This is a genomic window from Sphingomonas sp. BE123, from assembly GCF_031456015.1.
In the GTDB taxonomy this organism is placed as follows: domain Bacteria; phylum Pseudomonadota; class Alphaproteobacteria; order Sphingomonadales; family Sphingomonadaceae; genus Sphingomonas.
The window spans coordinates 323,469-343,728 of the sequence record NZ_JAVDTW010000001.1; the positions used below are offsets into that span (position 1 = coordinate 323,469).

Genomic DNA, 20,260 nt, shown 5'->3' on the forward strand with positions numbered 1-20,260 from the left:
AGTGCACCGATGGCTGACCTGATTTTCGTCCTCAACGGCCCCAATCTTAACCTGTTGGGGACGCGCGAACCGGAAATCTATGGCTCCGACACGCTCGACGACATTGCCGGGATGCTGGAGGATCGTGCCCGCGACCTCGACCTGACCGTCGATCTGCGCCAGTCGAATCATGAAGGACATCTGGTCGACTGGATGCATGAGGCGCAGGCGCGCGGGGCCAGGGCGGTATTGCTGAACGCCGGCGCCTTCACCCACACCAGCATCGCACTGTATGATTGCATCAAATCGATCCGCACCCCGGTGATCGAAGTGCACCTGTCAAACCCGCATGCGCGCGAGGAATTCCGGCATTTGAGCTATGTCGGACGCGCCGCAAAGGGAACGATCGCCGGCTTCGGCGCGCAATCCTATCTGCTCGCACTCGAAGTTGCGGCGCGACTTTGATGCGGCGAGCGGTTTGCAAGCCGGGTCATCTTGACTAATAGCCGCCTTTTCCTGCGCGCCGGTCCGGGGTCCGGCGCGAACCGAACATTTTTTGAGGTCGCATGAGCGAAGATCATAAAAAGGGCATGCACGTCGATATCGAGCTGGTGCGCCAGCTGGCCGCCGTGCTGGACGACACCAACCTGACCGAGATCGAGGTCGAGGACGGCGACCGCAAGGTCCGCGTCGCGCGCAAGGTGAGCGCCGCACCGGTTGCCTACGCCGCACCCGCCCCGATGGCCCCGGCCCCGATGGCCGCGGCCGCACCCGCCGACATGCCCTCCGACCCTGCGTCGATCACGCCGGCACATGAAAATGCGGTCAAGTCGCCGATGGTCGGCACCGTCTATCTCGCGGCCGAGCCGGGCGCCAAGCCGTTCATTGCGGTCGGCCAGCAGGTCAAGGCCGGTGAGACGCTGCTGATCGTCGAGGCGATGAAGGTGATGAACCCGATTGCCGCGCCGCATGGCGGCACCGTCAAGGCGATCCTGGTCGATAACGGCCAGCCGGTCGAGTTCGACCAGCCCCTCGTCGTCGTCGAGTAAAGCGCTTTAATGTTGCGCCGCACCAGCCCGCTCCCCCACCCGGCCGCCCACATCATATCGTCGCTGGGCGGCCGGGTGGCGGAGCGGGCCGGTGCCGCCTAGGATTTCATAATGCCCGAGATCAAGAAACTCCTGATCGCCAATCGCGGCGAGATCGCACTGCGCATCCACCGCGCATGCCATGAAATGGGCATCAAGACGGTCGCGGTGCACTCCACCGCCGATGCCGATGCCATGCATGTGCGTCTCGCGGATGAGGCGATCTGCATCGGCCCGCCGGCCGCTGCCGACAGCTATCTCAACATCCCCAACATCATCTCTGCCGCCGAGATCAGCGGCGCGGACGCGATCCATCCCGGCTATGGCTTCCTCAGCGAAAACGCCAAATTCGCCGAGATCGTCGAGCTGCATAACCTGATCTTCGTCGGGCCGAAGCCCGAGCATATCCGCACCATGGGCGACAAGGTCGAAGCCAAGCGCACCGCCGGCGCGCTTGGCCTGCCGCTGGTCCCCGGATCGGACGGCGCGATCAGCGACGTGACCGAAGCGAAGAAGCTCGCTGAAGAGATCGGCTACCCGGTCATCATCAAGGCCGCGTCGGGCGGCGGCGGTCGCGGCATGAAGGTGTGCAGCGACCCCGACCAGTTCGAAACCCTGATGCAGCAGGCGGGCAGCGAGGCGAAGGCCGCGTTTGGCGACGCCACCGTCTATCTCGAAAAATATCTCGGCAACCCGCGCCACATCGAAATCCAGGTGTTCGGCGACGGCAATGGCAACGCCATCCATCTGGGCGAGCGCGACTGTTCGCTTCAGCGCCGTCACCAGAAGGTGCTGGAGGAGGCCCCCTCCCCGGTCCTGTCGACCGAGGAGCGCAACCGCATCGGCGCGATCTGCGCCAAGGCGATGGCGGACATGGGCTATCGCGGCGCGGGGACGATCGAGTTCCTGTGGGAAAATGGCGAGTTCTACTTCATCGAGATGAACACCCGCCTGCAGGTCGAGCATCCGGTGACCGAAGCGATCACCGGCCTCGATCTGGTCCGCGAACAGATCCGCATCGCCGAGGGGCATCCGCTGACGCTGCGTCAGGAGGATGTCCAGTTCCGCGGCCACGCGATCGAATGCCGGATCAATGCCGAGGATCCGCGGACCTTCGCGCCCTCGCCGGGCAAGGTCACACAGTACCACGCGCCGGGCGGCATGAACGTCCGCGTCGATAGCGGCCTGTATTCGGGCTACAAGATCCCGCCTTATTACGACAGCATGATCGCCAAGCTGATCGTGTACGGCACGACCCGTCAGGGCGCCCTGCGCCGCCTGCGTCGCGCGCTCGAGGAGTTCGTGATCGAGGGTCAGGGGATGAAGACCACGATCCCGCTGCATCAGGCGCTGCTGGACGTGCCGGAATTTCAGCAGGGCGACTACACGATCAAGTGGCTGGAAGAGTGGCTGGCGAAGCAGGACGCGGCGTGAACGCCACGATCCTGCACAACCCGCGCTGTTCCAAATCGCGTGAGGCGCTGGCGATCCTGCAGGATGCCGGCGCCACCGTGACGGTGGTCGAATATCTCAAGACTCCGCCGTCGCGCGACGCGCTGGCCCGGCTCTATGCCAAGGGCGGCATGTCGCCGCGCGACGGGCTGCGCAAGGCCGAGGCCGGAGCCAAGGCGCTCAAGGACGCGTCGGATGACGCGATCCTCGACGCGATGGCCGCCGACCCGATCCTGATCGAGCGCCCGCTGGTCGAAACCGACAAGGGCGTGCGCCTCGGCCGGCCGCCCGAGCGGGTGCGGGACATCCTTTAGGCGCCCGCCCCACCCGGCTGATAGCGCGTCAGCGCGGCAATCCCTTTGCAATCGTCTCGCGCCACGGCGTTGTCGGACGGCCGATCAGTTGGCTCAGCGTCCCCGACGCGTCGAACAGCGCGCCCTCCCCCGCCCGCGCATCGCTATCGGCAAGGATTGCTGCAAAGGGTCCGGGAAGCCCCGCTTGCTCCAGCGCCGCCGCATAGTCCGATTGCGCCAGATCCCGATACGTCACCGGCACGCCCGAAAGCTCGGACAGCGCGGCGGCCAGTTCGTCCTGGGTGAACCCCGGCGCGCCAGCGAGTTCGAACGTGCCGGTCAGGCCACGCACCAGCGCCGTCGCCGCCGCCTCGGCATAATCGGCGCGCGCTGCCGCAGAAATCACGGCTGCACCCGAGCTGCCCAGAAGCACCCGGTGTTCGATCGCCGAACCGGCACTCATCAGATAGTTTTCGGTGTACCAGCCGTTGCGCAGCAGCGCATGGTCGAGCCCGCTCGCGGCGAGCATCCCCTCAGTCGTCCTGTGTTCGGTTGCGAGCTGCAGGGGCGAGCGGTCGGCATGCAGGATGCTGGTGTAAGCGACAAGACCGACGCGCGCGGCTTTGGCGGCGGCGATCACCGCGCCATGTTGTGCACTCCGGCTGCCGATCGCGTTTCCGGAAATGAGCAACAGCCGCTCCACCCCGGCGAGCGCCGGTACCAGGGTTTCCCGCGCATCATAGTCGAACCCACGCACCTGCACCCCCAGCGCCGCGAGGTCGGCGACGCGCTCGGGCGCGCGCACCAGTGCGACGACGCGGTCCGGCGCAACCCGATCCAGCAATGCGGTAATGACAAGGCGGCCCAGCTGGCCCGAAGCTCCGGTCACGGCAAACATGGTCTTCCCTTTCTTGTGGAATGTTGACCGCCACCATCTAATCTGTCACTTACCGATCGTAAGTACGCACGAAAAGGTAAGTGTAAAATGTCCGAGCGCCTGCGCATGGCCGACATGCTCGCCCGCGGCGATGTCTTCGCGCCGGATTGTCCGGCCCGCACGATCCTGCGCCAGGTGACGAGCAGCTGGGGCCTGTTGGTGCTGGTCGCGCTGCAACCGGGCACGCTGCGGTTCAGCGCGCTCCGGCGTCGGATCAGCGGGATCAGCGAACGCATGCTCGCGCAGACGCTGCAGCAGCTGGAATCCTATCGTCTGGTCACGCGGCACAGCCTGCCCGTGGTCCCGCCGCATGTCGAATATTCGCTGACCCCGCTCGGCATCGAGACCGCCCGGCGGGCGGAGGACCTGGTCGAATGGATCCAGACCCACCTGGTCGACATGCTGGCGGAGCCGGGTGAGGTAACGGACCTGGACCGGGCGCCGCGCTGACCGACCCAATGCGCTCAGGCAGCCTGGTCCGCCTCGCTCGCCATCTCGTCCGTCACATCGATCTTGGTGCCGTAAAGGTAACGCGCAATGCCATTCTCGGTCACGACATCGGCGGTGACCCGCATCCAGCGGATCGCGCCATCGGCGCGGCGGATGCGCGCTTCGAAAGTGAAGCTGCCGCATTCGGCGATCGCCGTCGCGCGCAAGCGCGCCAGCCGGTCGCGACATTCGGGCAGATACATCGCCACGATCGCATCGCGCGTAACCGGTATGCCGCGCGGCAGGCCGAACAGGTCGTAGACGCCATCGCTCCAGTGGAGCGAATCGTCCCGCAGATCGCATTGCCAGCGGGCCTGGATCGGCATGACGTCACGGGTCGAAATCGGATTCGGCACCATACGATCATGGGTAGCAAATGCGGTCCTAAAGTCCAGTGAACGCGTGACCTTTTGCCGCGACCCGGCTATTCCCGAGCCATGGCAACCGGTCCCGACCCGCTCCTGCTCGAACCCGGTCGCAATTGCTGGCGCGCGGCGGACGCAACCCGTCTCTCGGTGATCGTCGATGCCGATGCCTATTTCCGCGCGGCCCGCGCCGCAATGCTGCGCGCCCGCAAGCAGATCATGCTGATCGGCTGGGACTTCGATGCCCGCATCCTGCTGACGCATGACGACCCGCCCGACCATCCGGAAGCGCCGCGCGAAGTGGGCGCGTTCATTTCATGGCTGGTCGCGAACAATCCCGAGCTCGAGGTGCACATCCTGCGCTGGGACGTCGGCGCCGCCGCGGCGCTGCTGCGCGGGCGGACGCTCGCGACGCTGGTCCAGTGGAAGCTGGCGAAGCGGATCCATCTCAAGCTGGATTCAACCCATCCGCCGGGCGCGTCCCACCATCAGAAGATCGTCGTGATCGACGATTGCGTCGCGTTCTGCGGCGGGATCGACATGACGCTGGGGCGGTGGGACACGCGCGCGCATGCCGATGGCGACCCGGGGCGGATCGGACCGGATGGCGAAGCGGCAATGCCGTGGCATGACGCGACCACCGCGATCCAGGGTCCGGCCGCCGCCGCGCTGGGCGATCTGTGCCGGATGCGCTGGCATCGCGCCGGCGGCCATCGCTTGTCGCCCCCCGAAACAGCGCATGATTGCTGGCCGGAGGGACTGAGCCCAGACTTTACCGACATCCGCGTCGCGATCGCACGTACACAGCCTGCGCTGGGCGAGGACGCGCCCATTCAGGAGATCGAGGCGCTGTACCTCGACCTTATCGCCACCGCGCGCCACTGGGTCTATGCCGAAAGCCAGTATTTCGCGTCGCGCCGCATTGCCGAGGCGATTGCCCGACGGCTCGCTGAACCGGACGGGCCGGAGTTTGTCATCGTCAACCCGCGCAGCGCCGATGGGTGGCTGGAGCAAACCGCGATGGACACCGCCCGCGCGCGGTTGTTCCAGGCGCTCAAGCAACGCGATCCGTATGACCGGCTGCGCCTGTATCATCCCTATACTGCGGCCGGCGACCCGATTTACGTGCATGCCAAGGTGCTGGTGGTCGACGACCGCTTCGTCCGGGTCGGATCGTCCAACTTCAACAACCGCTCGCTCGGGCTCGACACCGAATGCGATGTCGCCCTCGCGGCGCGGAATCCGGAAGAGGCAGCCCGCGTCGCGGCGATCCGCGATGGCCTGATTGCCGAGCATCTCGGGACCGATTCGCTGACGGTGGCGCGGCAGATCGCAGACAGCCGCTCGCTCATCGCTACGGTGGAAAAGCTGCGGACCACGGGCCGCTCGCTGCGCCCCTACAGCGTTCCCGACCTGGGTGCGGTCGAACAATGGCTGGCCGAGAATCAGCTGCTCGATGCCGGGGATGAAAGCCCGTTCGAAGCGATGGCCAAGGGCGGGCTGCTGCGACGCCTCTAGCCAGTGGAGCGCTCGACAATGCGCGACCGCGCGCTAATCTGCGCCGCGTGACGCTCAACGATTTCCTTGCCCCGCTGACCGAAGCGACGTTTCGCGACCGTCACTGGGACCGCCATCCGGTGCATGTACCCGCGACGCCGGCGCGGCAGTCAGCCCCGCCGCTCGATTGGACCACGCTCAACGCGCTGTTCAGCCAGCGAACCGCCTGGACCCCCGACCGGTTCAAGTTGATGCTCAACGGTCGCGCCGTCGATCCGGCGCATTATCTGGTCGATGCGCCGGGCAAGCCGCAGGCGGGCGATCCGGCGCGGATCGAACAGTTTCTGGCAATGGGCGCCAGCCTCGTCCTCGACCATGTCGAAGACCTGCTGCCGGCGGTACGCGCGACCGCAGACCTGCTCGCCCAGGAATTCGCGGCGCTGGTTGGGGCAAATTGCTACGCCTCGTTCCGCGGCGTTCAGGCATTTGCCTCGCACTACGACACGCATGAGGTGTTCGCGCTGCAATGTGCTGGGGAGAAGCGGTGGCGCATCTACGCCCATCGTGCCGAAGCACCGCTCGACGTTCCCGATGGCGACGGCGCGCAGGCGTGGATCGACGCGGCAAAGGGGCCGGTCCTGCTCGACATCGTCACCCGCCCCGGCGACCTGCTCTACATCCCGCGCGGCTATTTCCACGATGCGATCGCGACCGACGGCGACTCGCTGCACCTGACCTTCGGCGTCGCCCCCTTCTCCGGTCGCCTGCTGCTCGAGCTGTTGCAGGACGCCGCGCTCGCCGACCCTGCGTTTCGCGCCTGGTTGCCCGATGCGCGTACCGCCGACCCTGCTGTGCTGGGCGCGCATCTTGCGCTGCTTGGGGAAAAGCTGGCGCGACTCGCCACCAGCGCAGCGCTCAGCGACTCGATCCGCCTGCGTCAGCGCAAGCTGGCGGTGCCGGCGCATCACCTCGGCCTGCCCGACCGACCGGCGCTCGATTTCTACGCCCGTACCGGCCAAGCGGCGCGGGTCGAACAGACGGAATCGGGCTATCTCCTCGTATTGAGCGCCCGACACGAACCGCTCGGGCTGCTTGCCGACGCTGCTGCCTGGATGCTCGCACGTCCCGCCTTTTCCGCGCAGGAAGTCCATGCGCAATTTCCCCACCATCCTGCCGCCGAGATCGACGCGCTGATTGCGCAATTCCGGTCCGAGCGGCTTGTCGAACCCTATCGGCCACGGATCTGAAGCTGCCATGCGATCTGCGGGGTGACGCGGCGCGTCTCTCCCGCTATGCGCGCCCGCATGACCCAGACAGCTTCCGCCATCACGCCCGAGATTGTCGCCGAGCACGGCCTCTCGCCCGAGGAATATGAGCGCGTCCTGCACGCCATGGGGCGCGAGCCGAACCTGACCGAACTCGGCATCTTTTCGGTGATGTGGTCGGAGCATTGCAGCTACAAGTCGAGCCGCATCCATCTGAAGAAGCTGCCCACGACTGCCCCCTGGGTGATCTGCGGTCCCGGTGAGAATGCCGGCGTGATCGATATCGGCGACGGCCAGGCGGCGATCTTCAAGATGGAGAGCCACAACCACCCGAGCTACATCGAACCCTATCAGGGCGCGGCGACCGGCGTCGGCGGCATTCTGCGCGATGTGTTCACCATGGGTGCGCGCCCGATCGCGAACATGAACGCGCTGCGCTTCGGCCGCCCCGATCATCCGAAGATGAAGCACCTCATTTCCGGCGTGGTGCATGGCATCGGCGGCTATGGCAACTGCGTCGGCGTCCCGACGGTCGGCGGCGAGGTCAATTTCCACAAGGCCTATGACGGCAACATCCTGGTCAACGCGATGACCGTGGGCGTCGCGCAGACCGACAAGATTTTCTACAGCGCCGCTGCCGGGATCGGCAATCCGGTCGTCTATGTCGGCTCCAAGACCGGCCGCGACGGCATCCATGGCGCAACCATGGCCTCGGCGGACTTTGACGAGCATAGCGACGAGAAGCGCCCCACCGTGCAGGTCGGCGACCCCTTCACCGAAAAGTTGCTGATCGAAGCGTGCCTTGAGCTGATGGCGTCGGACGCGATCGTCGCGATCCAGGACATGGGCGCGGCCGGCCTCACCTCGTCGAGCGTCGAGATGGCGTCAAAGGGCGGCGTCGGCATCGAGCTGATCATGGACAATGTCCCGCAGCGCGAAACCGGCATGACGCCGTACGAAATGATGCTGTCGGAAAGCCAGGAGCGCATGCTCATGGTGCTCAAGCCCGGCCGCGAGGCGTTCGCCGAGGCGATCTTCCGCAAATGGGAGCTGGATTTCGCGGTCATCGGCACCGTCACCGATACCGGCCGCATGGTGCTGAAGTGGAAGGGCGATGTCGTCGCCGACATCCCGCTTGCCCCGCTCGCCGACGAAGCCCCGCTCTACGACCGTCCGCATGTCCCGACGCCCAAGCCCGCCGACCTGTCGGATGAGCCGGAATCGACCGACATCGCGGCGGACCTGATCAAGCTGATGGGCTCGCCCGACATCGCGTCGCGCCGCTGGATCTGGGAGCAGTATGACCACATGGTCGGCGCCGACACGGTGCAGCGCCCCGGCGGCGACGCCGCCGTGGTTCGCGTCCACGGCACCGACAAGGCGCTGGCGATCACCACCGATTGCACCCCGCGTTACTGCTTCGCCGACCCGGTCGAGGGCGGAAAGCAGGCGATTGCGGAAGCGTGGCGCAACCTGACCAGCGTCGGCGCGACCCCGCTCGCGGTCACCAACTGCCTCAACTTCGCCAATCCGCAGCGGCCCGAGATCATGGGCCAGATCGTCGGCTGCCTTGAGGGCATGGGCGACGCCTGCCGCGCGCTCGACTTCCCGATCGTGTCGGGCAATGTCTCGCTCTACAATGAGAGCAAGGCGACCGGTGGCGGCTCGGCGATCCTCCCCACTCCTGCAATCGGCGGCGTCGGCATCCTTGCCGACTGGTCGAAATCGATGACGATCGCGTTCAAGGCGACCGGCGACGCGATCATCGCGGTCGGGGAGCGTATGGGCCATCTCGGCCAGTCGATCTGGCTGCGCGAGATCCACGGCCGCGAGGAAGGCCCGCCCCCGCCCGTGGACCTCAAGGCCGAAAAGCGCACCGGCGACTTCGTTCGCGACATGATCGCCCGTGGCCTGGTCAATGCCGTCCATGACGTGTCGGACGGCGGTATTGCCGTTACGCTTGCCGAAATGGCCTTGGCGAGTGGCATCGGCGCGCATGTCGATCAGGCCCAGCCGTTCGGGGTCGCCGGCAGCTTCTTCGGCGAAGATCAGGGGCTCTACATCGTCACGGTTCCGGACGAGGCGCTGACCGAATTCCTCAGCGCCGCCGCGACCGCCGATGTTCCCGCCGACCCGATGGGCCGCACGATCCGCGACCGGCTGATCTTCGAACTCGACGAAGGCGACTGGTGCGTGACGATCGACGATCTGCGTACCGCGCATGAGGGCTTTTTCCCCGCGCTGATGGGGTCCTGACGGACTCAAGTCGGCCGCTGCGACCATTCGGTGACGGATGGTCGCAGCCGGGGTGGCGATTGGCGGGGTGATGCGTGCCGGCGCGGCACGGGCGCACACGCATGATTGGCAAGGAGCCGCGCATCGATGACCGACGTCCCCTCGACCCCGTGGCGCCCCTATCCCGCGCTGGATGATGCGCAGCGCATCACAGCCGCGCGCGCGGTGTACGACGCGATGGCAACCCGCCGCTCATGCCGCGCCTTTGCCGACACACCGGTCCCGCGCGCGGCGATCGAATGGGCCATCCGCACAGCCGGGACTGCGCCCAGCGGCGCCAACCATCAGCCATGGCATTTTGCCGTGGTCGCAAGCGCTGCGGGCAAGGCGGCGATCCGGTCCGGGGCCGAGGCGGAGGAACGCGAATTCTACGCCGGCAAGGCGGGCGCGGAGTGGCTTCGCGCACTCGCCCCGCTCGGCACCGATGCCGACAAATCCTATCTCGAGATCGCGCCCTGGCTGATCGTCATCTTTGGCCAGCGGCGGGGCGGGCTCAAGCCGGGTGACGATGTTCAGAACTATTATGTGACCGAAAGCGTCGGCATCGCCACCGGCCTGCTGCTGACCGCGCTCCACGCCGCCGGGCTGGCGACCCTGACCCACACGCCCAATCCGATGAAGTTCCTCAACGCCGTCTGCGCGCGTCCCGACAATGAAAAGCCGGTGATGATCGTGGCCGTCGGCCACCCCGCGCCCGATGCCACGATCCCGTTGCACGCGCTCAGCAGAAAGCCGCTGGACGAGATCGCGTCTTGGCTCTGACATGGCTGGCGCGGGCCGGGGCGTGGATGTATTCTCCGGGCAACACAGGGGGAGAAAGTTCGTGGCTACGACCATGGCGGGCAACCGCCATCTGACGCTCGACACCGTTCGCGGAGTCGCAGTGCTGGGCATTTTGCTGCTCAACATCATCGCCTTTGCGATGCCGGCACCGGCCTATTTCAACCCGGCGGCCTATGGCGGTGCGGAGGGGATCGACCTCGCCGCATGGTTCGGCAATTTCGTGCTGTTCGACGGGAAGATGCGCGGCTTGTTCTCCTTCCTGTTCGGTGCATCGACCCTGCTGGTGATCGAACGCGCGACCGCGAAGGGCGAGAGCGCAGCCAGGGTCCATTATGCCCGCATGATCTGGTTGCTCGTCTTTGGCCTCGTCCATCTCTGGGCGATCTGGTGGGGCGACATCCTCAATCATTATGCGCTGATCGGCATGATTGCCTTTCTGTTCCGCACCGCCCGGGTGAAGACGCTGCTGATCGTCGGCTGCATCTTGCTGGTCATCCAGTTCATGGTCAGCGCCTTCATCCCGATGATCGCCGCGATCGCCCAGCTGACGCCCGGCAAGCCGGGCATGGCCGAGGCGATCGAGGGGCTCAAGCAAGGCTTCGGCCAGCCGCCCACGGCATGGCTGACGGAGGATGTGGCGATCCACCGAGGCAGCTGGTGGGCCATTGCCGTCGATCGGTTCAGCGAAGCCCAGTGGATGCCGCTGGTCGGGCTGATGCAATATGGCTGGGAAACGCTGGCCTATATGCTGTTCGGCATGGCCGCATTCCGCAACGGCATGCTGACCGGGCAATGGGAGCGCCGCCGGTACTGGCGCTGGGTCGCGATCGGCTTCGGCATCGGCATTCCCGCCTATGTCGCGCTCGCGCTGTGGATGGTCCGATCGGACTTCAGCCTGACCGTGGTGACCGCGGCGACCATGCCGCTGACCACGCCATTCCGCCCGCTGATGATCATGGGCTGGGCCGCGCTGATCGTGCTGCTGATGCGTCCGGGCGGGTTCCTGACCGACCGGCTCGCCGCCGCCGGGCGGATGGCGTTCACCAATTATCTCGGCACCAGCCTGATCTGCACCACCCTGTTCTATGGCTATGGCCTTGGCTGGTACGGCGCCTTGTCGCGCGCCGAGGTCTATCTGGTCGTGCTCGGCGTATGGGCGCTGATCCTGCTCTGGTCGAAGCCCTGGCTCGAGAATTTCGCGTACGGCCCGCTGGAATGGCTGTGGCGCAGCCTCGCGCGCGGGCGACCGCAGGGAATGGCGGGTGGCGCGCTGATCAGGGGGTGAGCGGCCCCGCGCGCGTGGTTTGCGAGTCGGCGAACCACGCGCGTTGGATCAGCAGCAGCGCACACGGAAGCTCGGGTGCGTGGTCCGTCAGACCGCATTAGCCGAGCTTCTGCATCTGTTTCTCGCGAATGCCTCGCAATAGGCTTGCGAATCACTCTCAATCGCCTTAACACTCCGGTATCGCGTGAGAGGGTTCGATGGTCGTCTGCGTCTGCAATGCCATTCGTGAGAAGGATGTCCGTGCTGCGGCGCGTGAGGGCGCGATCAGCGCCTGCCAAGCCTATCGCGCGCTCGGACGCCAGGCGAAATGCGGTCAATGCGTGCCGTTCGCGCGAGCCATTATCGATGCCGAGCGCGCTGCTGCGTAGCGTTCGCAGCTTCGCAAAACCGCAGAAATCCGCCATTTTCTGACTATTTGACACGCCCTCCCCACGCTATACTCGCGCTCGAAATCCGAACGCGAAAGGTGCGATATGAAGGGCGACCCCAAGGTCATCGATTTTCTGAACGAGGTGCTCAAGGGCGAGCTGACCGCGATCAACCAATATTGGCTGCACTATCGCCTGTTCGACCATTGGGGCGTCAAGAAGCTCGCCGAGTTCGAGCGCCATGAATCGATCGACGAGATGAAGCATGCCGACATGCTCGCCGAGCGTATCCTGTTCCTCGACGGCCTGCCCAATTTCCAGCTGCTCGGCCGGCTGCGCATCGGCGAAACGGTCGAAGAGGCGCTCAAGGCCGATCTCGAGCTGGAATATGAGGCCGTTGCACTGCTGAAGGACGCGATCGAGCATTGCGAAAAGGTCCGTGACTATGGCAGCCGCGACCTGTTCCAGCGCATTCTCGACAGCGAAGAAGAGCATGTCGACACGCTCGAAACCCAGTTCGAGATGATCGAGCGGATGGGCATCCAGAATTACATCCAGCTCAACGCCAAGCCGGAAGAAGCGGCGTAATCGTCAGGCGGCGGGGCGGCGTCCGAACATCGGGCGCCGCTCCACCAGCGGGTTCGCTTCGCGTTCCAGCAATGCCAGCGTTTCGCGGAACAGCGGGCGCAGCGCGACGACATGGTTCAGCGCTTCGCTCGGTTCGTAGCGGTTCTCGACGCAATGGCGGGCAATATCCTCGATCGCGGCGGCGCATTCCGCCAGCGGCTCGGCACCGAACTGCCGCGCCTCCCCTTTCAGCGTATGTGCCGGGCGGACCAGTGCGGCGGCGTTGTTGGCGCGCATCGCGTCTTCGATCTGCGCGACCGACTTGACGCCATCCTCCTGAAAATAACCCAGGATCCGCACGAAATTGGCGCCGAGCTGAGCCCGGGCCTGCGCAAACGCAGTCCAGTCCACCAGCTGGTCCGTTCCGAGCGTCGCCACATCTACCTCCCGACCCTGCGTTTCGACAGTGTCACGAATATGGGTAACCGGGTAAACGTCTCGTTGACAGAGCGCGGTTAATGCGCCGGAAACGTCGCTTCGATCAGCCGGAATCGCGATCGAACGGGTTTTTCGACGGGCGCATGGTCAATCGCACCGGCACCGCGCCAAACCCGAATTCCTTGCGCATGCTGTTCACCAGATAGCGTTCATAGCTTTGCGGCAGCTGATCGACACGGGTGCCGAACAGGATGAAGCTGGGCGGACGCGTCTTGGCCTGGGTCACATAGCGTGGCTTGATCCGTCGGCCGCCGGGCGCGGGCGGCGGGTTCGCCTCGATCGCGCGTTCGAACCAGCGGTTGAGCTGGCCGGTCGTGATCCGGCGCGACCATGCCTCGCGCGTTTCGAAGGCGACCTTGATCAGCGTATCGAGCCCCTTCCCCGTCGCCGCCGACACGGTCAGCAACGGCACGCCCTTCACCTGCGCCAGCCCCTCGTCCAGCGCACCCTTGACGCCGTTGAACAGGCTCGACTGGTTCTCGGCCACGTCCCATTTGTTAAGCGCGATGACGAGCGCGCGGCCCTCCTGCAGCACCTTGTCGGCGATCTTGAGGTCCTGAACCTCCAGCCCCTTGGTCGCGTCGAGCAGCAGCACCACGACCTCGGCGAAATCGACCGCACGCAGCGCGTCGGCCACCGAAAGCTTCTCGAGCTTTTCCTGCACCTTGGCGCGCTTGCGCATGCCCGCAGTGTCGATCAGTCGCACCGGGCGCTGATTGCCGTCCTCGTCGGTCCACAGCCATTCGATCGCGATCGAATCGCGCGTGATCCCGGCTTCGGGGCCAGTGATCAGCCGATCCTGGCCCAGGATCTTGTTGATCAGCGTGGACTTGCCCGCATTCGGGCGCCCGACCACCGCCAGCTTGAGCGGCGCATCGGGGGACTCATCGTCCTCCTCCGCGACCTCGTCCTCCTCACGGTCGATGAACGGCTGCAGCGCCTCGAACAGATCGGCAATCCCCTCGCCATGTTCGGCCGAGAAGGGCACCGGATCGCCCAGCCCAAGGCCCATCGCTTCATGGATGCCCGGTTCGGCTGCGCGTCCCTCGGCCTTGTTGGCGAGCAGGACGATCGGGGTGCCCGAGCTGCGCAGCCAGCGCGCGACCTCTTCGTCGAGTGGGGTGATCCCCGCCCGCGCGTCGATCATGAACAGCGCGACATCGGCCTCGCGCACCGCTGCCTCGGTCTGTGCGCGCATGCGGCCCGGCAGGCTCGCCGGATCCTCATCCTCGAACCCCGCCGTGTCGATGATCCGGAACGGACAGCCGAGCAGATCGCCATCGCCTTCGCGACGATCGCGCGTGACGCCGGGCTGATCGTCGACCAGCGCCAGGCGCTTGCCGACCAGACGGTTGAACAGAGTGGATTTGCCGACATTGGGTCGGCCAATAATGGCTACGGTAGGAAGACGCATAGGCGCCTCCTACCGCAACTCCCCGCTCAGCGATAGGCGGTGATCACGCCCTTGTCGCTCAGCACATAGATGCTGTTGCCGGCGACGATCGGCGACAGGCTGATCGGCTCGCCGACGTCGATCGTCGTTCCGACGCTGCCATCGGCGGGCGAGGTGGAAACCAGCTCGCCGCGCGAATTGCCCAGCCACAGGCGATTGCCGGCCAGGACCGGGCCGACCCAGGTGATCGGGCCCTTCTTGTCCTTCTCGTCGCGCCACGCGCGCATCGGGCTGATCCAGCGCACCTTGCCGCTGCCGCGCGCGATGCACACGAGCCGCGCGTCGTCGGTCATCACGAAAATCCACTCGCCCGCGATCCACGGCGTCGAGATGCCGGCGAAATTCTGTTCCCACAGCCGCTGGCCCGAAGCGAGTTCGACCGCCGCCATGCGCTCGCCCTGCCCGACCGCATAGACACGTCCCTGATCGATCACCGGCTCGGCGTCGATGTCGACGAGGCTTGAGACCGAGGTCGAAATGGTCGAGCGCGACAGCGTGTCGCTCCACAGCGAACGACCATTTTCGTAGCGATACGCATTGAGCTCGCCCGATGAAAAGCCGGCGACGATCGTGCCCTGGGCCGCGGCCGGCGCGGCAACGCCGAACACGCCCTGCGTTTCGGGCGTTCCCGACTGGGTCCACACGACTGCGCCATCGCTCTGGGCCAGCGCGAACAGCTGATTGTCCTGCGACACGACATAGGCGTTGCCGAGGAACAGCGTCGGTGCGCCGCGCAGCGGGCCGCCCGGCTTCTTGCGCCAGAGTTCCGTGCCCGCAGTCACATCGATCGCAACCACGTCGCCCAGACCATTGGTCGCAAAGGCGCGCCCCCCCTCCACGCTGACGCCGCCGCCAAAGGCCGCGTTGCGATTTTCCTTGTCGGTCGAGGTGGCGAAAGACCACAGCTTGCTGCCGCTGGTGGCGTCGAATGCATGCACCACCGCGTCGGTGTCGACCACAAACAGCTTGCCATCGACCACGACTGGCGCTGCAGCCAGTCGAACCCGCCCGTTCGACCCGGCAATCTTGGCGGACCAGGCGCGCGCGGGGCTCTCGCCAACCGCCAGATGCCCCATCGCCTTGGCCGAATTGCCGCCGGGCTGGCTCCAGTCGGGATTGGCGACCGCGACCGGCAGGACGACGTCGACGGCTGCGATGCTCTTGTCAGCGGAAATCCCGCTCTCGCTCGCCAGGATCGGCACGCGCTGCCCCAGCACGGGGGTCTTGTTGCCACCGCCCTTGAACACGCCGCACGCGCTCAGCGCGACCAGCGCAACCAGGGTAACGGGGATGCGAACCGACTTGATCATTGTGCTTTCTTGTCCTTGCCCTCGTCGACGATCGCGTCGACACCCAATAGGCCCGCCATCTGAACCGTGCGTTGACGGATCGAACGGGGCACGGATTCGTCCTTGGACAGCGCGCCGTACAGCTTGCCGGCCTCGGTCTTCTTGCCCTGGCGCAGATAGGCGGCAGCGACCAGCTCGCCCGCGCTGCCGTACCAGGGGTTGTCCTTCACCGCGAGCGGGCTGAGCCGTGCGATCACCACCTCCGGCTTGATCGCGTCATATTCGGCCATCGTCTGGCGAATGAGCGCGAGGTCGCGAAACGCCTGCGGCACGTCCGGATCGGCGGCAATCGCGCCGAGCAGCGCAGCGGCGCCCTTGATGTCGTTCTTCTGCAGCAGCAGCGTCGCCTGGGTGAAGCGTGCCGAGGCGCTGAAGCCCGCGGTTCCCGATTCGGCCAGCTGCTTGAGCGACTCTTCGGCCACCTGCGGCTTGTTCTCGCCGAGCGCCTTGTACGCGGCGGCAAGCGTGTCACCCTCGGCTGCGCGCTGGCTCTCGCTATGGCTCTGCCAGTACAGCCAGCCGCCAAAGGCTAGCAGCCCGGCAACCACGGCGGCGATGATCCACCGCCCGTAATTCTGCCAGATGTGCAGCGCCTGGTCCTTGCGAAGCTCTTCATCGACCTCGCGCATAAAGGCTTCGTTGCTTTGCGGGCTCAACGCCAAGGGGGAACTCCATCGCGGAAAACAGGGGTGCGGGCGCGGACCTTAGCCGCGCCGGTTCGGAAACGAAAGCGGCTCAGTCCTTCGGCTTATAGACTTGTTCCGCGCCGGGAAAACTCCGCTCGCGCACCGCGCTCGCATAATGTTCGACCGCAGCCGAAATGCGTCCGGCCATGTCGTCGAACTTCCGGACGAAGCGCGGGGTACGCTCGAACAGGCCCAGCATATCCTCGGTCACCAGCACCTGCCCGTCGCACCGGGCCGAAGCGCCAATGCCGATTACCGGGCATCCGACGGCGGCGACGATCTCGTCGGCCAGCGTCTCGACCACGCCCTCGGCGACAAGTGCGAATGCGCCGGCCTCGGCCACTGCTTTCGCGTCGCCGATGATCTTCGCATACTCCGCCTCGCCGCGGCCGCGGGCGCCATAGCCGCCGAGCGCATTGACCGCCTGAGGGGTCAGTCCGATATGGCCCATGACCGGGATGCCGCGCGCGGTCAGAAACGCGATCGTTTCCGCCATCGCCGCCCCGCCTTCCAGCTTCACCGCCGCAGCACCGGTTTCAGCCATGATCCGCGCTGCCGACTGAAACGCCTGTTGCGGGCTGGTCTCGTAGCTGCCGAACGGCATGTCGATGACGACGACCGAATGATAGCTGCCCCGCACCACTGCGGCGCCGTGCGCGCACATCATGTCGAGCGTCACCGCCAGCGTCGACGGCAGGCCGTAGATCACCTGACCCAGGCTGTCGCCGACCAGCAACACGTCGCAATGCGGGTCGAGCAACTGCGCCATGCGCGCCGTGTAGGCGGTCAGCATCACGACCGGCTCCTTCCCCTTGCGCGCCTGAATCGCCGGAACCGTCAGTCGCTTCATCGGCGCCGGAGTCGGCGTGGCACGGCTGGTCGAGGTGTCGATGGTGAAGGTCGTGGACATGGAAGGCGCTCTAGCGACGCGAAGGCGTCCGCGCCAGCGCGCACAGTGGGAATGTACAATCTACTTGCCTAAATGTTCGCTATCATTAACATTGAGTGACATTGATCGTACATTGGAGAGAGCGCATGGCGTTTCGGGAGAAGATTGCGTGGGTCTCGTTTCTGAGCACGCTGCTGATTTGGGGTGGGTTTTTCATCATCCTCGCCACGGTACCGCACGGCATGCGCGGGCTGACGATACTCGGCCCGTTCATCGTCGCAACGATGGCGCAGGCGGCGGTGATGATCGCCGCAGCCTCGATCTGGGCGATCAGCGCGCCCAAGGAAGCCAACGCCCCCGCCGATGAGCGCGACCGCGCGATCGGACTGCGCGCCACCCGCATGGCCTATCTCACGCTGATCCTTGGCGTGGCCGCCGTGATCGTCTGGCTGCACCTCGGCCTGCACGGTCCTGACACGATCTTCGCGCTGGCGGCTGCCTTCATCCTCGCCGAAGCGGTGCGGTTCGGCGCCACCGCGCTCGGCTATCGGTGGAACTGGCATGGCTAACCCACCGATCAGCAATCAGATTCGCACGCTGCGCTTCATGGCGGGCGAGATGACCCAGGCCGAACTGGGCGACCGGGTCGGCGTTACCCGCCAGACGATCGCCGCGATCGAGCAGGGGAAATACGCGCCGACCCTCGAAACCGCGTTCCGCATCGCCCGCGCATTCGACAAGCCGCTTGAAGAGGTATTCCAGTGGGAGGGGGACTGACCCCTCCCCTGCCCGTTACAGCAAGGCTGCAGCCCATGCTTCGGGCTTGAACCCGACGAGCACGCCGCCGCGATACTCGACGACCGGTCGCTTGATCATGGAGGGATGCGCCGCCATCAGCGCGAGCGCCTTGGCCGCATCGATATCGGCCTTGTCCGCCTCATCCAGCTTGCGAAAGGTCGTGCCGGCGCGGTTGAGCAGCGGCTCCCAGCCAACCACCTCGGCCCATTTCGCGAGCCGCGCAGAATCGGCGCCTTCCTTCTTATAGTCGTGGAAGGCGTAGGCGATGCCATTGGCGTCCAGCCACACCCGCGCCTTCTTGACCGTGTCGCAATTGGGGATGCCGTAGAGCGCGACACTCATGCCACCACCTCCGCTGTGCCGTCCGCACCGACCGCGATCCAATTGGTGCCGCGATGCCCGAAATCGATACCCGGATGCAGGATTTCCGCAAGAATCTCCGCAGATTCGACTAGACGCGGTCCAGGGCGGTTGAAGAAATACTGGCCATCGGTTGCAGCAACCCGGCCCTCGCGCACTGCGCGCAGCGACTGCCAGAGCGGACTTGCGGCAAGTGCGGGCAGTTCGTCCAGCGTCTGGGGGATGCGGAAGCCGCATGGCATCAGCACGATCCCATCGGGGTCCGCCTCGGCCAGTGCCTCGATCCCGACATAGGGCGAATGCTGGCCATGCGCCGCGAGCAGGCTTTCGCCGCCGGCGATCTCGATCAGCTCGGGCACCCAATTGCCCGCCATCATCAGCGGATCGAGCCATTCGATTGCGGCGACGCGCGGTCGGGGACGACCGGCAACCGCAGCGCGAACCGCATCCATTCGCGCCTTGAGCTGCGCCACGACCGGCCCTGCATCCGCTCCGGTCGCGGCCGCTACCGACGCGAAATCGCCCCACACATCGTCGAGCGTGTCCGGCGCGGTGCTGATCAGCACCGGTGCACTTCCGGTCCAGTCGTTGAGCGCCGCGCTCAGATCGTCCGGTGTCACCGCACACACCGCGCACTGCGTCTGAGTCAGCACGACATCGGGGTTCAGCGCGCGCAGGCCGTCTGCATCGACTTCATAGACCGACAGGCCGGCGCCGACGATCGCGCGCACGCGGTCCTCGATCTCGCCCGAATTGAGCCCCTTGGCCAGCTTGCTGCGCGTGAGCACCGGCAAGCCCTCGACGCGCGGCGGCCAGTCGCATTCATGACTGCGCCCGACCAGCGCGTCACCAAGCCCCAGCGCGACCGCGATCTCGGTCGCGCTCGGCAGCAGCGATACGATCCGCAACCCCGACATCAGGCCAGGCGCAGCCGGCGACCGAACAACTGCGGCGCGCTGCTGCTCAGAACGGCATAGGCGGCCATCAGCACCGCCAGCCACAGCGCGTCATTGGCAAAAATGGTCAGCACGATCTTCGGCGTGAAGGTCGCGAGACCGCCAAAGGCCAGCGCGACCATGTAGAGCGAGCCTTCATACGCAATGAAGCCCAGCGCCGCGCCGCCTGCGATCTGAACCAAAGTCGCTCCCTCGCGCGCTATAATCCGCGCCGCGAGCCACGCCAGCATCGCGCCGCCCGCAATCGCCGCGCCCCAGCCAATCGCATAGCCATCCACCGGATAGCCCATGAAGCCGAAGCCGATCGCCTGATTCGCCGCCCAGCATGCCAGCACGGTGAGCGCGCCCGCGCGCCGCTCCATCGTCCCCGCCGCTGCCGCCGAGGCTGCGACGAACGGCGTCACGCATCCGAAGATCGGCGTCGCGGCAAGCACGAACAGGAACAGCGTTGTCGGCCAGGCATATTTGCTGGCGGAAGGAAGCAGCATCATGGGTCTCCGGAAACTGTCCGCCTAGCCCCGCTCCTCTCTCAGACAAGTGCACCATGCCCTTGAGAAAGCTCGGAGAAGCGTTGTAGTCGGCGCATTTTATCGCGTTTGCGGGCACTT

At 65.9% G+C, this 20,260-nt stretch carries 24 protein-coding genes; 14 read left to right on the top strand and 10 right to left on the bottom strand.

Features of this window, described 5'->3' with window-relative positions:
* Positions 1-9: 9 nt before the first annotated feature.
* The 4 genes from aroQ (at position 10) to arsC (ending at position 2,833) form a co-directional block, all read left to right on the top strand.
* Positions 10-444, top strand: coding sequence for a type II 3-dehydroquinate dehydratase (aroQ, locus tag J2Y54_RS01460; protein WP_310036361.1), 435 nt, complete (start codon positions 10-12; stop codon positions 442-444).
* 101 nt (positions 445-545) lie between these two features.
* On the top strand, positions 546-1,028 hold the full coding sequence (gene accB, locus J2Y54_RS01465) for an acetyl-CoA carboxylase biotin carboxyl carrier protein (RefSeq protein WP_310036362.1): 483 nt from the start codon (positions 546-548) through the stop codon (positions 1,026-1,028).
* Between the two features lie 111 nt (positions 1,029-1,139).
* Complete coding sequence (gene accC, locus J2Y54_RS01470; protein WP_310036364.1) at positions 1,140-2,501, top strand: acetyl-CoA carboxylase biotin carboxylase subunit; 1,362 nt, start codon at positions 1,140-1,142, stop codon at positions 2,499-2,501.
* Positions 2,498-2,833, top strand: a complete 336-nt coding sequence (gene arsC, locus J2Y54_RS01475) for an arsenate reductase (glutaredoxin) (protein WP_310038423.1) — start codon at positions 2,498-2,500, stop codon at positions 2,831-2,833. Before accC ends, arsC begins: the two co-directional genes overlap by 4 nt.
* 28 nt (positions 2,834-2,861) lie before the next feature.
* Here arsC and J2Y54_RS01480 read toward each other — a convergent pair whose 3' ends face one another.
* Positions 2,862-3,710 (bottom strand): NAD(P)H-binding protein, encoded by an 849-nt coding sequence (locus J2Y54_RS01480; protein ID WP_310036367.1) that lies wholly within the window; start codon positions 3,708-3,710, stop codon positions 2,862-2,864.
* 87 nt (positions 3,711-3,797) lie between these two features.
* Between J2Y54_RS01480 and J2Y54_RS01485 the strand changes: the two genes are divergently transcribed.
* Positions 3,798-4,199, top strand: coding sequence for a helix-turn-helix domain-containing protein (locus tag J2Y54_RS01485; protein ID WP_310036370.1), 402 nt, complete (start codon positions 3,798-3,800; stop codon positions 4,197-4,199).
* Positions 4,200-4,213: 14 nt separating this feature from the next.
* Here J2Y54_RS01485 and J2Y54_RS01490 read toward each other — a convergent pair whose 3' ends face one another.
* Positions 4,214-4,597: a PAS domain-containing protein gene (locus J2Y54_RS01490; protein WP_310036371.1), complete on the bottom strand. Its 384-nt coding sequence runs from the start codon at positions 4,595-4,597 to the stop codon at positions 4,214-4,216.
* Positions 4,598-4,675: 78 nt separating this feature from the next.
* Between J2Y54_RS01490 and J2Y54_RS01495 the strand changes: the two genes are divergently transcribed.
* The 7 genes from J2Y54_RS01495 to bfr all read left to right on the top strand — a co-directional run bounded on the left by J2Y54_RS01495 (position 4,676) and on the right by bfr (position 12,684).
* Positions 4,676-6,121 carry a phospholipase D-like domain-containing protein gene (locus J2Y54_RS01495; protein ID WP_310036373.1) on the top strand — a complete coding sequence of 482 codons (1,446 nt, stop codon included), beginning with the start codon at positions 4,676-4,678 and terminating at the stop codon, positions 6,119-6,121.
* 47 nt (positions 6,122-6,168) lie between these two features.
* On the top strand, positions 6,169-7,347 hold the full coding sequence (locus J2Y54_RS01500) for a JmjC domain-containing protein (protein WP_310036375.1): 1,179 nt from the start codon (positions 6,169-6,171) through the stop codon (positions 7,345-7,347).
* 57 nt (positions 7,348-7,404) lie between these two features.
* The gene (gene purL / locus J2Y54_RS01505) at positions 7,405-9,621 is read left to right on the top strand and encodes a phosphoribosylformylglycinamidine synthase subunit PurL (RefSeq protein ID WP_310036377.1); all 2,217 of its coding nucleotides are present in this window, start codon (positions 7,405-7,407) and stop codon (positions 9,619-9,621) included.
* Positions 9,622-9,747: 126 nt separating this feature from the next.
* Positions 9,748-10,422, top strand: a complete 675-nt coding sequence (locus tag J2Y54_RS01510) for a nitroreductase family protein (RefSeq protein ID WP_310036378.1) — start codon at positions 9,748-9,750, stop codon at positions 10,420-10,422.
* A 61-nt stretch (positions 10,423-10,483) separates the two neighbouring features.
* The gene (locus J2Y54_RS01515; RefSeq protein ID WP_310036380.1) at positions 10,484-11,728 is read left to right on the top strand and encodes a DUF418 domain-containing protein; all 1,245 of its coding nucleotides are present in this window, start codon (positions 10,484-10,486) and stop codon (positions 11,726-11,728) included.
* 197 nt (positions 11,729-11,925) lie between these two features.
* Positions 11,926-12,096 (top strand): bacterioferritin-associated ferredoxin, encoded by a 171-nt coding sequence (locus J2Y54_RS01520; protein WP_082738054.1) that lies wholly within the window; start codon positions 11,926-11,928, stop codon positions 12,094-12,096.
* Positions 12,097-12,201: 105 nt separating this feature from the next.
* On the top strand, positions 12,202-12,684 hold the full coding sequence (gene bfr, locus J2Y54_RS01525; RefSeq protein ID WP_310036382.1) for a bacterioferritin: 483 nt from the start codon (positions 12,202-12,204) through the stop codon (positions 12,682-12,684).
* A 3-nt stretch (positions 12,685-12,687) separates the two neighbouring features.
* On the opposite strand, the gene J2Y54_RS01530 is transcribed toward bfr, so the two are convergent.
* The 5 genes from J2Y54_RS01530 to panB all read right to left on the bottom strand — a co-directional run bounded on the left by J2Y54_RS01530 (position 12,688) and on the right by panB (position 17,559).
* A complete protein-coding gene (locus tag J2Y54_RS01530) occupies positions 12,688-13,101 on the bottom strand; it encodes an Hpt domain-containing protein (protein WP_310036384.1) in 414 nt (137 codons plus the stop codon).
* A 103-nt stretch (positions 13,102-13,204) separates the two neighbouring features.
* Positions 13,205-14,575, bottom strand: coding sequence for a ribosome biogenesis GTPase Der (gene der, locus J2Y54_RS01535; RefSeq protein ID WP_310036386.1), 1,371 nt, complete (start codon positions 14,573-14,575; stop codon positions 13,205-13,207).
* A gap of 26 nt (positions 14,576-14,601) precedes the next feature.
* Positions 14,602-15,924: a PQQ-binding-like beta-propeller repeat protein gene (locus J2Y54_RS01540; RefSeq protein WP_310036389.1), complete on the bottom strand. Its 1,323-nt coding sequence runs from the start codon at positions 15,922-15,924 to the stop codon at positions 14,602-14,604.
* Positions 15,921-16,625 (bottom strand): tetratricopeptide repeat protein, encoded by a 705-nt coding sequence (locus tag J2Y54_RS01545; protein ID WP_310036392.1) that lies wholly within the window; start codon positions 16,623-16,625, stop codon positions 15,921-15,923. The genes J2Y54_RS01540 and J2Y54_RS01545 overlap by 4 nt, the downstream gene beginning before the upstream one ends.
* 73 nt (positions 16,626-16,698) lie before the next feature.
* On the bottom strand, positions 16,699-17,559 hold the full coding sequence (gene panB / locus J2Y54_RS01550; protein ID WP_310036393.1) for a 3-methyl-2-oxobutanoate hydroxymethyltransferase: 861 nt from the start codon (positions 17,557-17,559) through the stop codon (positions 16,699-16,701).
* Between the two features lie 125 nt (positions 17,560-17,684).
* On the opposite strand from panB, the gene J2Y54_RS01555 reads away from it, so the two are divergent.
* Both J2Y54_RS01555 and J2Y54_RS01560 read left to right on the top strand, forming a co-directional pair.
* Complete coding sequence (locus J2Y54_RS01555; RefSeq protein WP_310036394.1) at positions 17,685-18,107, top strand: hypothetical protein; 423 nt, start codon at positions 17,685-17,687, stop codon at positions 18,105-18,107.
* Positions 18,100-18,315 carry a helix-turn-helix transcriptional regulator gene (locus tag J2Y54_RS01560; protein ID WP_310036395.1) on the top strand — a complete coding sequence of 72 codons (216 nt, stop codon included), beginning with the start codon at positions 18,100-18,102 and terminating at the stop codon, positions 18,313-18,315. Before J2Y54_RS01555 ends, J2Y54_RS01560 begins: the two co-directional genes overlap by 8 nt.
* Before the next feature lie 15 nt (positions 18,316-18,330).
* On the opposite strand, the gene J2Y54_RS01565 is transcribed toward J2Y54_RS01560, so the two are convergent.
* Genes J2Y54_RS01565 through J2Y54_RS01575 form a run of 3 tightly spaced genes read right to left on the bottom strand, consistent with a single transcriptional unit; the run spans position 18,331 to position 20,140 of the window.
* Positions 18,331-18,678, bottom strand: coding sequence for an ArsC family reductase (locus J2Y54_RS01565; RefSeq protein ID WP_310036396.1), 348 nt, complete (start codon positions 18,676-18,678; stop codon positions 18,331-18,333).
* Positions 18,675-19,613, bottom strand: a complete 939-nt coding sequence (locus J2Y54_RS01570) for a cobalamin-binding protein (RefSeq protein WP_310036397.1) — start codon at positions 19,611-19,613, stop codon at positions 18,675-18,677. Before J2Y54_RS01570 ends, J2Y54_RS01565 begins: the two co-directional genes overlap by 4 nt.
* On the bottom strand, positions 19,613-20,140 hold the full coding sequence (locus J2Y54_RS01575) for a hypothetical protein (RefSeq protein ID WP_310036398.1): 528 nt from the start codon (positions 20,138-20,140) through the stop codon (positions 19,613-19,615). Before J2Y54_RS01575 ends, J2Y54_RS01570 begins: the two co-directional genes overlap by 1 nt.
* Between the last annotated feature and the right edge of the window lie 120 nt (positions 20,141-20,260).